This window comes from uncultured Amphritea sp. (genome assembly GCF_937127095.1).
Lineage (GTDB): Bacteria > Pseudomonadota > Gammaproteobacteria > Pseudomonadales > Balneatricaceae > Amphritea.
This window is the reverse complement of record NZ_CAKZLP010000019.1, coordinates 245,844-260,873: the sequence shown is the minus strand read 5'-3', so window position 1 is coordinate 260,873 and position 15,030 is coordinate 245,844. Positions and strand designations below refer to the sequence as shown.

The 15,030-nt window shown below is 50.5% G+C and carries 16 protein-coding genes; 5 read left to right on the top strand and 11 right to left on the bottom strand.

Going from position 1 to position 15,030, the window contains the following annotated elements; all coding sequences use genetic code 11:
- Positions 1-351: 351 nt before the first annotated feature.
- Positions 352-1,074 (bottom strand): DUF6639 family protein, encoded by a 723-nt coding sequence (locus Q0499_RS05320; RefSeq protein WP_299196993.1) that lies wholly within the window; start codon positions 1,072-1,074, stop codon positions 352-354.
- Between the two features lie 295 nt (positions 1,075-1,369).
- Between Q0499_RS05320 and Q0499_RS05315 the strand changes: the two genes are divergently transcribed.
- Entirely contained in the window at positions 1,370-2,020 is a 651-nt protein-coding gene (locus Q0499_RS05315; protein ID WP_299196991.1) for a hypothetical protein, read from the top strand.
- Positions 2,021-2,069: 49 nt separating this feature from the next.
- On the opposite strand, the gene Q0499_RS05310 is transcribed toward Q0499_RS05315, so the two are convergent.
- The 10 genes from Q0499_RS05310 to Q0499_RS05265 all read right to left on the bottom strand — a co-directional run bounded on the left by Q0499_RS05310 (position 2,070) and on the right by Q0499_RS05265 (position 10,871).
- Positions 2,070-2,903 carry a M48 family metallopeptidase gene (locus Q0499_RS05310; protein WP_299196990.1) on the bottom strand — a complete coding sequence of 278 codons (834 nt, stop codon included), beginning with the start codon at positions 2,901-2,903 and terminating at the stop codon, positions 2,070-2,072.
- Complete coding sequence (locus Q0499_RS05305; protein ID WP_299196989.1) at positions 2,893-3,354, bottom strand: YbjQ family protein; 462 nt, start codon at positions 3,352-3,354, stop codon at positions 2,893-2,895. Before Q0499_RS05305 ends, Q0499_RS05310 begins: the two co-directional genes overlap by 11 nt.
- A gap of 4 nt (positions 3,355-3,358) precedes the next feature.
- Positions 3,359-3,673 carry a YbjQ family protein gene (locus Q0499_RS05300; RefSeq protein WP_299196988.1) on the bottom strand — a complete coding sequence of 105 codons (315 nt, stop codon included), beginning with the start codon at positions 3,671-3,673 and terminating at the stop codon, positions 3,359-3,361.
- A gap of 360 nt (positions 3,674-4,033) precedes the next feature.
- Complete coding sequence (locus Q0499_RS05295; protein ID WP_299196987.1) at positions 4,034-4,447, bottom strand: bacteriohemerythrin; 414 nt, start codon at positions 4,445-4,447, stop codon at positions 4,034-4,036.
- A gap of 12 nt (positions 4,448-4,459) precedes the next feature.
- Complete coding sequence (locus Q0499_RS05290) at positions 4,460-5,746, bottom strand: TRAP transporter large permease (RefSeq protein WP_299196986.1); 1,287 nt, start codon at positions 5,744-5,746, stop codon at positions 4,460-4,462.
- A complete protein-coding gene (locus Q0499_RS05285) occupies positions 5,743-6,258 on the bottom strand; it encodes a TRAP transporter small permease subunit (protein WP_299196985.1) in 516 nt (171 codons plus the stop codon). Before Q0499_RS05285 ends, Q0499_RS05290 begins: the two co-directional genes overlap by 4 nt.
- Positions 6,259-6,352: 94 nt before the next feature.
- On the bottom strand, positions 6,353-7,375 hold the full coding sequence (locus Q0499_RS05280) for a TRAP transporter substrate-binding protein (protein ID WP_299196983.1): 1,023 nt from the start codon (positions 7,373-7,375) through the stop codon (positions 6,353-6,355).
- Between the two features lie 82 nt (positions 7,376-7,457).
- Complete coding sequence (locus tag Q0499_RS05275; protein WP_299196982.1) at positions 7,458-8,450, bottom strand: aldo/keto reductase; 993 nt, start codon at positions 8,448-8,450, stop codon at positions 7,458-7,460.
- A 36-nt stretch (positions 8,451-8,486) separates the two neighbouring features.
- The gene (locus Q0499_RS05270) at positions 8,487-9,443 is read right to left on the bottom strand and encodes a Gfo/Idh/MocA family oxidoreductase (protein ID WP_299196981.1); all 957 of its coding nucleotides are present in this window, start codon (positions 9,441-9,443) and stop codon (positions 8,487-8,489) included.
- A gap of 207 nt (positions 9,444-9,650) precedes the next feature.
- Positions 9,651-10,871: a LysR family transcriptional regulator gene (locus tag Q0499_RS05265; protein WP_299196980.1), complete on the bottom strand. Its 1,221-nt coding sequence runs from the start codon at positions 10,869-10,871 to the stop codon at positions 9,651-9,653.
- Between the two features lie 222 nt (positions 10,872-11,093).
- On the opposite strand from Q0499_RS05265, the gene Q0499_RS05260 reads away from it, so the two are divergent.
- The 4 genes from Q0499_RS05260 to Q0499_RS05245 are packed head-to-tail and all read left to right on the top strand — an operon-like array spanning position 11,094 to position 14,802.
- Complete coding sequence (locus Q0499_RS05260; protein WP_363317775.1) at positions 11,094-12,110, top strand: amidohydrolase family protein; 1,017 nt, start codon at positions 11,094-11,096, stop codon at positions 12,108-12,110.
- Positions 12,111-12,154: 44 nt separating this feature from the next.
- On the top strand, positions 12,155-12,832 hold the full coding sequence (locus tag Q0499_RS05255; RefSeq protein ID WP_299196978.1) for a 4-carboxy-4-hydroxy-2-oxoadipate aldolase/oxaloacetate decarboxylase: 678 nt from the start codon (positions 12,155-12,157) through the stop codon (positions 12,830-12,832).
- Positions 12,825-13,883, top strand: coding sequence for a 4-oxalomesaconate tautomerase (locus Q0499_RS05250; RefSeq protein WP_299196977.1), 1,059 nt, complete (start codon positions 12,825-12,827; stop codon positions 13,881-13,883). The genes Q0499_RS05255 and Q0499_RS05250 overlap by 8 nt, the downstream gene beginning before the upstream one ends.
- A 46-nt stretch (positions 13,884-13,929) precedes the next feature.
- On the top strand, positions 13,930-14,802 hold the full coding sequence (locus tag Q0499_RS05245; protein ID WP_299196975.1) for an amidohydrolase family protein: 873 nt from the start codon (positions 13,930-13,932) through the stop codon (positions 14,800-14,802).
- The last annotated feature ends 228 nt before the right edge of the window (positions 14,803-15,030 follow it).

Below are 15,030 nucleotides of genomic sequence, written 5' to 3'. Positions count from 1 at the left end.
CTTTGCTATGTTGAGCAAAGGAACAGAATATCAGGCCCAGGCAATGACTGCCTGAGCCTAATATGTCCCAATGAAATGCTTTACTTAGATGAAAATCAGCTACCGTAATCAGTGACTTGCTAAGAGCATTAAAGCTCGCGTTCTAGATATGATCCGGTAGTTCGCGCAAATATCAGTGAGCCAGAGTTAGCGACTCAATCAGAGCTCGAACATAAGCGTGCATTTATTCTAAGTCAAAATCGTTTCATTGTTGACAGAGGGGAGTCCACATAAGCAAGTGGCGAAGCCACATCTAACCACTAGCCACTGCTTTTAGAAGCGAAGCCACGTCTAACCCCGAGCTACGTCTTTTCAAGGCACCGATACATATAACCATTTATGATTCAGGAGCAACGTGATAAACGCCTCCGGATCGCTCAGCCCGGAGAGATGAAGATATGATTTCACCGCAAACCCGGTGGGATTAAACCCCATATAGGTGACGCTTATTTCGTCTCCGCTCTCCCACGGGCCTGTCGCTGCCGCATCAATGATCTCTGCTCTTCTGGAATCTGATAAAACTCCGAGCTGGGTGGCGTGAGCGAGATACTCCTGCGCGGCATTGCTCCAGTCATCCTTTGCGCTGTTGGCGTTGTGCTGGAAGATTGCATGGGTGATCTCATGGGCGAAAGCACCAACATAGTGTTCAGCATCAAAGGGCATGCTGTACATCTCTGGCGCTTGGCTGCTATGCAATATCGCGGGTAATGACATCATCAGAATACGATCGCTCTGGCGGTCATAACTGCCATAGGCCATATAGCCCTCGTGATCGATGCTCTGTTCAATAATCTCTATCGCTATTGGCCGTTGCGACTGCAACGTATACCGATTAAGAAACCTGATCGTCCTGTCAGCCGCATCACAAACATAATCGACCATACTGTCATCGGGTGCCGATATTAAAATCTCAGGAGTCGCCGCACAACGATATTCACTTGCGACAACCGGGTACACCCAGATAGCAGGAACGATAACCAAACCATAACCAAAACAACGTATCGATTGGAAAAACTCTGATTGACACTTTTTCATATGCACATGTCCATTTTTAACCACAGGTTGCGCGTCGACTCTGACCTTCGGGCACCAAACCTGTGACACAAACTTTCAAAAAAACATTACCGTAGGTTGGGATGAGGTACGAATCCCAACAGGACAGAAGGTATGCCAACTGTTGCAAACGAGGCGATCAGTCGCTCTGGTTACAATGATTCTATGACACCTGTCAGTTTAATCATCATCGGCAGAAAATTCCGTGTTTTATGTTCGCTAACGTACGGTCTACTACGTTTATCTACAGTATGTTGGGGGAGTTAAGAATCCTTGGATGGTTACGCTTCATCGCCACCGGGAAATCAATGTTCAGGATCAGCCACCGGTCGTCAATGTTGTCGACCGTACAGATCGGCCTGAGACCTGCCAGGCATTATCAAATAAGGGGTTGGGTGATAACGCTGAACTGTTCATATCAGCCTCAATGTATTACCAGGAGTTAATCATGTTCAATAAAACGTTAATGATGACCGTTATGGCGAGTTCTCTGCTATTTACCCATAATTTTGTTCTCGCAGCAGACCAGGATCAAACACGTCTGCAAGACCCGGACAAAACCATGGATATGATGCAGGATAATGATCGTGTTCGGGATACAGACCAACTCAAGGACAATGATCAGACACGCGACATGGTTTATGGCAGCCACCTAATGACCGATGAGGAGCGCAGCCAGTATCGCACACAGATGCAGGCCGCTAAAACGGACGAAGAACGCGCGCAGATCCGTACAGAACACCATCAACGTATGCAGGTACGTGCCGAAGAGCGTGGCGTGACGTTGCCAGACAACATGCCGGCTAAACGCAGCGGTATGGGCACAGGTGCTGGCATGGGTACAGGCAGTGGTATGGGTTACGGCAACGGCATGGGCAATGGTAGTGGCGCAGGTAACGGCGGCAGTGGATCGGGTGGCGGAAAGTAATGATCAAAACGCGCTTTTGGGTTGCCCGTTGTTAGACGCGGCTGCGAGTTTACTGGCCCTTCAACCCATCAATAAAACGCTGAGGCAAGGGAGTGGTCTCTCCCGCTTGAGGCCAGTGCTTTGACGTTGCCTGGGCGCTGAGTGTTTTAATTCGCTTCTGGTCAAGTGGATGGGATTGCATAAACTCGACGCCCTCGCTATTGCCGGATGCTTTGTGCCAGGCGCTAATAGTGTCAAACAGATCAGAAGCGCCGTGAGTGTGACCATAGAGCGTGTACACGGCTTGCAGCGCTTCACTATCCGCCTGTTGTTCCATCGTCCGGCTAAAGTGCAGCATCGTATAGACACCCGCCTCCCCCATCAGATCAAGATCACTGAAACCCAGTAACACCGCAAGAGCAGCGCTGATCGTCACGCCTCGGGTCAGACTGACAATCGGATCACGGTGCTTTATGTGCGCGATTTCATGGGCCAGCAGCATCGCCAGTGCGTTCTCATTGGGCAACTTTTGCAACAACCCCCGGAACACCACGACATTGCCACCGAGGGTGGCAAATGCATTAACCGTATCGCCATCAGAATAGTGCAGTGTTACCTCGATCTCTTCAGGCAGATCCATCACCTCAACCACCCGATCAGTCACCTGTTGCAGGTAGTGCTCCACTGCTGTGTCCGCCGGTGCTTCAACCGGAAAGCTGGCCGTTAATCTCTTTTCGGTGTCGAACGGGATATAGGGCGCCATAAAGCCGGCGGACAAGCCCAGAATATAGACCAGTGCAACAATCAGAATGGTTGCGCCGCTGAGCAGCACGACCAGTTCTTTCAGGGGATGAACATCGGTGACATTTATCCCATCCGGTATCTCCCGGTGTTCAAACTTCATCGCTCGGTCCACACGCGATCAGCGCCGTACCATAGGCCAGCACCTCAACTGAACCGATGGCGTTATTGCGTCCTTTGGAGATTGAGGCCGTTTCGTACTTTACGTTAAACACATATTCCGCCCCCATCGCTTCAGCCTGCTGTTTCATTCGCAACAGGGATTCCCGACGGGCACGATCGAGCAGCGATTCATAGGAGGTGACCCTGCCACCCAGAAGGTTACGCAGTGCAGCGATAAAGCGTTTGAAGTAATCCACCGAGATGACCGTATTGCCCATCACCAGGGATTGATCAAACAGCCTGTCGGTGGGTGGAAAGCGGCTGGCTATGGTGGGCAAACCACTCAGTCGTTTTTCACGCTGAATAATCGATTTATAATGTTTTTTCTCGGCTACCTGGCCGACCAGATAGCCCAGCGTCATCAGCAGCAGAAATATAATCAGATTTGTCATCAGATTACTCCAGGATAACCGCGGAGCCATAAACGTAGATCTCAGCGGCACCCTGGGCCACGGAGGAGGTAGAAAAGCGGACATTGAGTATCGCATTGGCCCCCATTGCCTGCGCCTGACGTTGCATCCGTTCCATCGCTTCGTCGCGGGACTCCTGCAACAGCTCGGTATAACCTTTTAACTCGCCGCCGAAAATGTTCTTGAGCCCTGCCATAATATCCCGGCCGACATGCTTGGCACGTACCGAACTGCCCTGAACCAGACCGAGATGCGTCTTCACCTCTTTTCCCGGTAGTATCTCCATATTGCTGATCAGCATGCTGACCTCCTGTACTTGTTAACTGAAGGGTATGACTTAAATTAGCCGTGAGAAAATTATATAGGTTAATCCGGTCTTTACCTATGACATCCAGTTTTAACACCAGACCCAGGCGCTACCATTCTCTATAAAGAACTACCGGCCAGTTCAGTTATTCACCAATGGGGTTATAAAAATGAGCTTTATCAATGCGAGGATTCTGACCAGTGAGATGCTGTTGAAGCCGCTGCCATAAAGCAAAAAAGCTCCGACAATATGATTGCCAGAGCTTTTTATTCGCCGATAACGACAACGACTATAGTGTCAGACCGGACTTCAGGGCTGTCTTTAAGTTCTATCTTAAAGCGCTATCTTAAAGTGTTATTCTGCAGCGTTGTTGCTTTGCCCGAGAATATAATCCCGGTACTTCATATCCTCTTCGAGGATATGCTGACGCAGCCAGCGTTGCAGATAACCGTTAACTGAATCACCAATGATGAAGGGACTCTGTGGAAACCGTGCATAGGTTGCGCGTATCGTTTCCAGCCACTCAACGAAGTTTTCATGTTGCCCCAGGTGCTCATCAAACCCCGGAAACCCCGCTTGCTTCATATACACCTCTTCACGGCTAAAATGGCCGCGAGTGTAGGCTTTCAGGCGGTCCAGTATGGAGTTGATGTAATCATGGCTCATATCCGCAGAGTCGAGTTCATCTATCAGCGCAAATAAGCCTTTATGGTCATCATCAATACTGTGATCACCAACGCTGAGATCACTGGTCCAGGTAATATTCATAGCCTTAAACTCCTATAGCAGACCAAGTGATAACACTGGAAACGCGATAATCAAACCCAGTCGCACAATGTCTGACAAGACAAACGGGAAAACACCCTTAAAGATCTCCTTGATAGGAATATCCGGTGCGACCGATTTTATAACAAACACGTTCATACCTACCGGTGGTGTAATCAACCCGAGCTCAACGGTGATCACCGCGATGATACCAAACCATATAGGATCAAACCCAGCCGCTTCTATCAACGGGTATACCACCGGCACTGTCAGTAATAGCATCGCTATACTGTCCATGACGCAACCCAACAGAATAAACAGCAACAACACACAGAACAGGATCATATAGGGTGTCAGTTGCATGCTGTCGACAAATTCCACCAGCGAGAAAGAGATACGTGATACGGAGAGAAAATAACCAAAGATCTCTGCGCCGATAATCATAAAGAAGATCATCGCAGACATAAACAGGGTTTCTTCAATCGACTCTTTAAACTGCTGAAATTGCATGCCGCGGAACAGAGCAATAAAGAACGTACCGGCAGCGCCGACTGAGGCGGCTTCTGTCGGGGTAAAGAGACCGGTATAGATACCGCCAATAATCAGCGCAAATACTCCGGTAAAAGGCACCAGACCTTTCAGACCGATAATTTTTTCAGCAAAGGTGGTTTTCGTACCCGGCTGTGCCAGGTGTGGAAAAAGCATCACCACAATGGCAATAGTGACGCAGTAAAGGAAGAGTCCTAATAAGCCCGGAATCACCCCCGCAATAAACATATCACCCACGGATTGTTCAGTGATTAGCGCATAGAGCAGCAGCGCAATCGATGGCGGAATCATAATACCCAGGGTACCACCAGCCGCCAGCGTGCCGGATGCCAGTGACTTAGCATAACCGTTCTTTTCCATCTCAGGCAATGCGACCCGTGACATACTCGCCGCGGTGGCCATTGATGAGCCGGAGATTGCAGAAAAGATACCGCATGAGGTGACTGCTGCCAGCGCCATACCGCCGCGCCAGCTGCCAAACAGGGTACGCGCACCTTCAAACAGTTCCTGTGACATCTTCGCCTTGGAAGCAAACACCCCCATCAGGATAAACATAGGTATTGGACTGAAACTGTAGTTAGACAGGGTTTCGAACGGGCCACTATCCAGAATTGACAGAGCCGGTTCAAACGCAACGATCCAGCCAAAACCCACAAAGCCTGTCACCGCCATTGCCAGTGCGATCGGCATACGCAATGCGATCATTCCCAGCATGCCGAAAATACAGATTAAACCGATAATTGATCCGCTCATGACAGATTCTCTCCTTTCCAAAAGAAGAACAGGCGAAAACTGATCAGCAGTGCTGCCAGTGCAAGAAAGGCCGTTGCAAATGACGTCAGGCCATACAGGTAGGTCAGAGGGATCAACAGATCCTGAGTGGTCTCACCGGACATTTCAGCACTGCCTATTGCCTCATAAAAACGATAACTCATACCGCCTCCCAGCAACACGAAGCCCAGCATATAAAAACCTTCAAACAGCGCTTTTATACGGGGTTTAAAGTTATCGGTAAAAAGGTCGACGATAACCTGCGACCGGCCTACTGAATATGGCAACGCAAACACAACCATCAATAGCAAACCATATTTAATCAGTTCGACCCCGCCGATAAAGGTTAAGTCAACCGAGCCATCAGTTGCTTTAAACAAGGCACGGGACAGCACATCGGCAAGAGTAATAAACATCATTGAAACGAGAACAACGCCGCTGATCACATGCATTGCATGGGTAATACGATCAAACAGCCGGCTGAAAGCCATCATAAAATACTCCATTTAACGGAATAGTAAGGCGGGGCTTAACAGTTAAGCTTGCGCCTGCCAGACTTAGCAATCTAAACCCGACAGGCAACAAACATTACTTACAGGTTGCGGCGAGTTCATTCGCACGGGCATATACCTTACGAGCAGGTAATCCCTTAGCTTCCAGTTCCGACAGGTATTCTTCAATCGCCTGATCCATAACCGGTTTCCATGCTGGATTTTCAATACCACCTTCTACGGTGTAGATTTCATGCCCACTATCAACCGCTTGTGCACGGCCTTTGATATCAAGATCATCGAAGACCTTCGCGGCATTCTGTGACCATTCGGTACCGGAATTATCATCCAGAACTTTCTGCAGATCGGCAGGCATGCTGTTGTAAACACTTTTGTTCATGGTCATCAGGAACGACAACGTATACAGACCACCCACTTCGGTGTGCTTAGGCGTCAGTTCGTTAATACGGAATACCAGTTGGCCTTCCCATGGCAGCGAAACGCCATCGATCACCCCACGCTGCACAGACTGATAGGCCTGTGGTGCTGGCATACCGACAGGTTGAGCACCCAGACCTTCAAGCAGCTTAGCAACCACCGCGGTCGGACGGCGAATACGCAGCCCTTCAAAGTCAGAAGGTTCTTTCACCAACTTTTCAGTGGTATGGATATGACCCGGCCCATGGGTAAAGAAGAACAGCGGATGGGTCTCTTTATACTCACTGGCAATCAAACCCTCATCATAGAGGCCTTGAATAATACAGGAACCGTTGGCCGCATTTTGAGCGACGCCGGGCAGCTCTACTACCTGAGTCAGAGGGAAACGGTTAGCGGTGTAACCCTGAATCGTCATGGTTACATCAGCAATACGATTTTTAACCGCATCATACTGTGCCGGTGGCTTAGCCAGTGTCGAAGAGGGATAAACCTCAACTTCAATCCGACCATTTGAATCGGCTTTAACTTTATCGGCCCAGGCCTGGGCGATATTTTTGTGCTGGCTGGCAACCGGTGGAAAAAAGTGCGCCAGGCGTAGCGTGTAATCTGCCGCTTGAGCCGGAACCTGAACCATCAGGGCGGCCGTAAGCGCCATTGCTGTTGTCAGCAGGGGCTGTTTCATTTGAGACTCCTCAGTAAATTATATAAATTTTATATTTTTTATTATTTCGGTCATGCAGGCACAGAACCGTTTTTATTAATGCTTAAACAAACTCTTCAGTATCGATCTCCGCCTGAGTTGCCGGGTTATACCGGCTACCCGCGACGGTGTTCTGATTAATCAACTGATCGAGTTGCTGAAAAGCTTCAGCGCTCAGTTGCAGATCGACCGCACTGAAGTTCTCTTTCAGGTGATTCAGGTTCGTTGTTCCCGGAATCGGCACGATGTTCTCATCACGACCTAATAGCCATGCCAGAGATAGTTGCGCCAGCGTCATATCTTCTGCTTCAGCGATCTCCTCTACCCGACTTAAAAGCTGTAGGTTTACGGCATAGTTATCCGCATAAAAACGCGGCATACCCCGGCGTATATCTTTCTCTTCAAGGGCATTAACGTCGCGGAGTTTTCCGGTCAGAAACGCTCTGGCTAACGGACTGAACGCAACAAACGTAGCGCCCAGCTCACGACAGGCATCCAACACAGCAATTTCAGCGTTGCGGGTCCACAGGGAATACTCTGTCTGAACAGCAGCAATAGGGTGAGTCCTGTGAGCTTTACGCAGGGTATCCGCAGAGACTTCTGACAGCCCGATATCGCGGATTTTACCTTCGGCAACCAGATCAGACAGTGCACCAACACTGTCCTCAATAGGCACATTACGGTCCCAGCGGTGCAGGTAATACAGATCGATCACATCGGTTTGCAGACGACGAAGACTGTCTTCACAGGTCTTCTTAAGCATCTCCGGACGACCATTAATCTCACGCACACCCGCATCGTTTTTGAACATGCCGCATTTACTCGCCAGCACAAACTCATTACGACGCCCTTTCAACACCTTGCCCAGCAGCGTCTCGTTATTACCGAAGCCATACAGCGCTGCGGTATCCAGCATGCTGTAACCCATGTCGAGGGCCTGCAGCAGAACCTGCTCCGCTTCCTTCTCTGAAGGTGGCGTGCCATAGGCGTGTGACAGACTCATACAACCCAGACCAATCGGTGAACACTGAAAAGAGCCAAGTTTGCGGCTATTCATGAAAACAATCTCTCCTGCTGTATCTGTTCTTTTATGTTACTGCGCGGCTTCCAGACATTTTTCCAGTTGATCCAGGGTTTCCATTGCCGGATAACACTGGCTCAGACTGGAGTTTGGCTCGCGACCTTCACGAATAGCCGCGAAGAACTCGCGGTCCTGCAGCTCAATACCGTTAAAAGAAACCGCCACACCGGAAAGATCAATCGGATTACCTTTGCCATCTTCCAGATCATCATAACGGGCAATATAGGTGCCGTTATCGCAGATATAGCGGAAGAATGTGCCGAAAGGACCGTCGTTATTGAATGACAGAGAGAGTGTACAGAGCGCACCACTGGGTACTTTCATGCCGATACTCATATCCAGCGCGATACCCAGATCCGGATGAATCGGCCCCTGCATCGCCTGTACCTGAGTGGCGGTTTCGCCAGTCTGGTATTGAAAAAGATCAACTGTATGGCAGGCATGGTGCCACAGCAAGTGGTCGGTCCAGGAGCGTGCTTCACCCTTTGCATTGGTGTTGGTACGACGGAAAAAGTAGGTCTGCACATCCATCTGCAGGACGTTAAGCTCACCCGCCTGAATCTTGTTGTGAATCCACTGATGGCTTGGGTTAAAACGACGGGTATGACCGGCCATCGCAACCAGGCCAGTTTCTTTCTGTAGCGCAACGATCTCTTTGGCATCTTCGATGTTATCGGCCATTGGGATCTCAGTTTGCACATGCTTGCCTGCTTTAAGGCACTGTTTAACCTGAGCCGCATGAACCTGAGTCGGAGTCGCCAGAATCACACAGTCAACATCGTCACGCGCAAGGCTCTCGGCCAGATCAGTGGTGTAATGAGGAATATTATGCTCAGCAGCAAAGGCTTTAATTTTCTCTAAATTAGAACCGCCAACAACTGAAACGACTTCAGCGCCTTCAATTGCGCTGATCGCTTCCAGGTGTTTCATACCAAAAGCGCCTGCAGCGCCAGCAATACATACTCTCATTGAACCCTCTCCCATATTTCAATTACCGGAACACAGTTGCGAATCTGACAAATCAATATGCTCACCAGACGTTCCACAGCAACGATAATGCGTAACCTATTCGTTATAGTTAAATCTACAGATGGTGATAAAACTAACATCGGAATACCAAGCAGGATAATCCATTAACCGGAACAGCTATTCATTTTTTGAATAGAATAAATTTTATTACAGGTCTTCCAGGTCAACATCATGATCGGTATTACTCAATAACTTTATGAATGCAGACTGCGTCGCTGTTGGCTTCCAGCTGCTTCTGACTGTCACGCCTATAGGCCGGTAAGCATGCGACACCTCATAAGGAACTGCTTTAAAAACCCCCATTGAAAGTTCATGCTGTATTTGGTGTTCAGAGATCATGGTCAGACGATCACTGCCCGTTAACAGAGACCGAACCAGAATCTGGGATCCCGTCTCCACCAGCCGGGACGGCACATCAAGGCCTGCTTCGGTGAAGGTTGATTCAAAAATAGCCCGGGTCGGTGTGCCCCGACCAGGTATCACCCAGGGGTATTTCTGCAGTGTTTCAAGGGTAACATTCTGGTCCTGGCAAAGCGGATGGCCGGGGCGTGCCACGATCTCAACCGGCGATGAAAACAGCTCCTCCTGAATAACATCATCAGCAGGTACCGGAAAGCGCAAAGCTCCGAGTAGCAGATCGATATCACCATGACGCAGGTGATACAGCAGATCATCATAGGGGCCATCGTTTACCCGGATTCTGAAATCGGGAAACTTACTGGAAAACTCAATGATCGCTTTCGGCAGCAGCGATGTCCGGGCCAGCGGCATACTGCCGATCACCAGCTGTCCGATCTCCCGGTTGTGCAGAGCATCAACCTCATCCCGCGCCTGAGTAATCTCTGAAAATGCCAGTTTACTGGCTCTGGCCAGCGCCCGGGCCGCTTTACTTGAACTGATGCCGGTGCTGGTTTTCTCAAATAGCACCACCCCCAGTAGCGCTTCCAGCTCACGGGCTGCCCGATGCAGAGAGGATTGTGATATCCCCAGGTTGCGCCCGGCGATACTAAAATTGTGAGCTTCTGTCACTGCTATCAACGCCCGCAGCTGAGTAGTCGTCAACATCTGCAACAGGTGTGTGGGCTGGGATTTACTGCCTCCTAACCTGACCGCCCCGCGCAACCCTTCCAGAACCATATCCAGTGCCCGCTGAACCCGCAAAGCAAATACTTCGCCGGACTCACTGACATACATCCCGTCACTGCGGCGGCTGAATAAAGAGGTGCCCAAAGCGGCCTCAAGCTTGGCAATCGCCTGGGTAATCGCCGGTTGTGACAGGAACACCCGTTCGGAGGCTTTACTAATACTTTTACACTCAACAACCTCAAGAAAAACTCTGAGGTGGCGTATATTCGGTACTTCAAACAAAGGTGGCATCCTCTGAAAAACTATCTATAAAACATAGTCTATCTCAAAAACTAATACCATCACTTTAAAAATTGAATAGCCTTTAAAGGGCTGTTCAGAATACCTTTAAGGTATATTTGCTATCTTTGCTATGCAGAACTTACCTGTCAGGTACCCGCCTCTCAGGCTTTGCCCATAGCCAGATCGGCAGGCACACAACAACAAGGTATGAGAGAAGCGCAGATGATTATCGACTGTCATGGACACTACACCACCACACCTCCCGGTGTTGGTGAATATCGCGACCAGCAAAAAGCCGCTGTAGCCAAGGACCCTACTTTCAAGGGTGAAAAAGGCAAGGTTGTTGTCAGCGATGACGAGATTATCGAAAGTATCGAGAACAACCAGTTGCGCCTGCAACAGGAACGTGGCACAGATCTGACCATCTTCTCTCCCCGTGCAAGCTGGATGGGACACCATATCGGTAATGAGTACACCAGCCAGTACTGGACCGAGCACCAGAACGACCTGATCAAACGGGTTTGTGATCTGTATCCTAAAAACTTCGCACCGGTCGCTCAGCTGCCTCAGTCTCCCGGCGTTGATCCGGCTAAATCAGTGGCTGAACTGGTGCGTACCGTCGAAGAGATGGGCTTTATCGGCTGCAACCTGAACCCGGACCCATCTGGCGGTCACTGGCAGGATGCGTCACTCTCTGACCGCTCTTTCTATCCGCTGTATGAAAAGATGTGCGAACTGGACGTACCGGCGATGATTCACGTCAGTGCTTCGTGTAACGACTGTTTCCACACCACCGGATCACACTACCTTGGCGCCGATACTACAGGCTTCCAGCAACTGGTGATGTCTGATGTTTTCAAAGACTTCCCGGAACTGAAGATCATCATCCCTCACGGCGGCGGCGCGGTGCCTTATCACTGGGGTCGTTTCCGTGGCCTGATGCAGGACCAGGGCTATGAGCCACTGGAGATCTCGGCATTGAAAAACATCTATTTCGATACCTGTGTATACCATCAGAAAGGTATCGACCTGCTGCTGGATATTATTCCAACTGAAAACATCCTGTTTGCTTCTGAGATGATTGGCGCGGTGCGCGGTATCGACCCTGAAACCGGTCATTACTTCGATGACACCAAGCGCTATATCGACAACAACAGTAAGCTGTCCGCAGAGCAGAAAACGATGATTTTTGAAGGCAATGCCCGTCGGGTATTCAGCCGTTTGAAAATTGCAGAATAAGCTCAGCTTGCCATATTCAGAACTGACACTTTAGGAGAGCAGTTATGCAAGAGAATGTTGTTGTACAAAATATTGAGCGAGCTGATCCGGCAGTCATTGCAGCGCTGGGTAAGTGCGGTGTGGCGACAGTACATGAAGCTCAGGGCCGCCGTGGTCTGTTAGCCGATCACCTGCGCCCGATTCAGATGGATGTCACCATTGCCGGTTCCGCGATCACCATCTCTGGCGCAGCGGGCGACAACTGGATGATGCACGTGGCAATTGAGCAATGCCAGGAGGGAGATATCATGGTGTTTGCACCTACCTCCCCGTCTAACTTTGGTTTTTTTGGTGATCTGCTGGCGACCTCTGCACAGGCTCGTGGAGTCGTTGGTTTGATCATTGACGCCGGTGTTCGCGATACCCGTGATCTGCGTAAGATGAACTTCCCTGTCTGGGCTAAACATGTCTTTGCCCAGGGCACCATTAAAGAGACCCTGGGTTCAGTCAATATCCCGATGGCCTGTGCCGATGAGATCATTAACCCGGGTGATATCATCATCGCTGATGATGATGGCGTGGTCGTCGTTCGCCGCGAAGAAGCGGAAGAGGTGTTGGCAGAAGCACTCGCCCGTGAAGCACGTGAAGAGGATAAACGCGTGCGTATGGCCAATGGTGAGCTGGGGCTGGATATCTACAACATGCGCCCTCGCCTGGAAGAAAAAGGCCTCAAATATGTCTGATTCAGCCCGCTGTATGTGGATGCGTGGCGGCACCTCCAAGGGTGCCTACTTCCTCGCTGAAGATCTGCCGACGGATACTGCGGAGCGGGATGCTTTTCTGCTCGCCATTATGGGCTCGCCGGACCCTCGTCAGATCAACGGTATCGGTGGTGCCGATCCACTGACGTCGAAAGTGGCCGTGGTTAAAAAATCGGAACGTCCTGGTGTCGATGTTGATTACCTGTTCCTTCAGGTGTTCGTCGATCAGGCGACCGTGACTGATGCGCAGAATTGCGGCAACATTCTCGCCGGTATCGGCCCGTTTGCAATAGAACGCGGACTGGTCGCTGTAGACGCAGATGAAACCTCTGTTGCTATCTACATGGAGAACACCGGTCAGATCGCCATCGAACAGGTGCCGACCCCGAACGGTAAAGTCAGCTATCTGGGCGATGCCCGTATCGACGGCGTTCCTGGCACCGCCAGCGCCATTCCGGTTACCTTTCAGGACACTGCCGGTTCAAGTTGCGGCGCCCTGCTGCCAACCGGCAACCAGGTCGACATCATTGATGGCGTAGCGGTTACCTGTATCGATAACGGTATGCCTGTCGTGGTTATTAAAGCGGAAGACCTGGGTATTACCGGCACGGAAACCCGGGAACAGCTGGAACAGAACGAAGCGCTGAAATCACGTTTAGAATCGATCCGCCTGCAGGCTGGCCCGATGATGAATCTGGGTGATGTCACCCACAAATCGGTACCTAAAATGAGCATGGTCAGCCGGGCGACTCAGGGCGGTTCAATCTCCACCCGCACCTTTATCCCCCACCGCTGCCACGCATCGATTGGAGTATTAGGCGCTGTCAGTGTTGCCACCGCCTGCATTCTGCCGGACTCTCCTGCGCACGCACTGGCGGATATCCCTGCGGGTGCCACGAAGACAATGCCGGTAGAACACCCGATCGGTGAGATGACGGTGATTCTGCAGATGAATGATCAGGGCGAAGCGATAAGCGCTGCTATCCTGCGTACCGCCCGCAAACTGTTTGATGGCGAAGTGTTTGCCAGCTAAAGCCTGGCCAACCGCGCCTTTGCCAACGAAAGAATAGGAATAAAAAATGGACGCTGATTACCTTCCATTCCATGACAGCCCAAGTAAACCGGAATTCAGAGTACCGGCTGGTGCTGTAGACGCACACTGCCACGTATTTGGCCCGGCGGATAAGTTTCCCTACCATCCAAAGCGTAAATACACCCCCTGCGACGCATCTAAAGAGCAGCTCTTTGCCCTGCGCGACTATCTCGGCTTTGAACGCAATGTCATCGTTCAGGCCTCTTGCCATGGCACCGATAACGCTGCCCTGATCGATGCGCTGAATACAGCCGGTGAGCTGGCACGTGGCGTCGCTGTTGTCGACCCGGCTATCAGCATGGAAGAGCTGCAAGTGATGCATGAAGCCGGTGTGCGCGCCGTACGCTTTAACTTCGTCAAGCGACTGGTTGATACTACGCCAAAAGAGGTGTTTCTCAGTGTTGCTGAGAAGATCAAACAGCTGGACTGGCATATCGTGGTTTACTTTGAAGCGCCGGACCTGGAAGACCTGATCCCGTTCCTCAAGCAGCTTGATACCACCATCGTTGTTGACCATATGGGCCGCCCCGATGTTGCCAACGGTGTTGATCACGAAGATTTTCAGCGCTTTATCAATCTCATGGCTGAAAACACCAATGTCTGGACCAAAGTCAGCTGCCCTGAGCGTCTGACACTGCAAGCGCCGGATTACAGCGATGTAGTACCATTCGCCCGCACCCTGGTTGAGAAGTTCCCGGACCGGGTGCTGTGGGGTACCGACTGGCCACATCCCAACATGAAGTCTCATGTGCCTGATGACGGCAAACTGGTTGATGTTATCCCGATGATTGCACCGACTGCTGAGCTGCAACAGGCGCTGCTGATTGATAACCCAATGCGACTCTACTGGGAAAAATAATCTTATAACTTCCCCCACGTCCCACGTTGGTGCTGTTTAAGCATCAATGTCAAAGGCCTCTTGCGAGGCCTTTTTATTTACCTGCATGACAGTACAACACTTTTGTGCAACGTTATTTAGCCAGTGTTTACCCACTTGCGATTCAACAGAACCAATAACCAACCATTAGAGTCAACTATTTAAGTCAAGGGCTTAAAATGGTATCTTTTTAAGCGTAATTAACGCCCA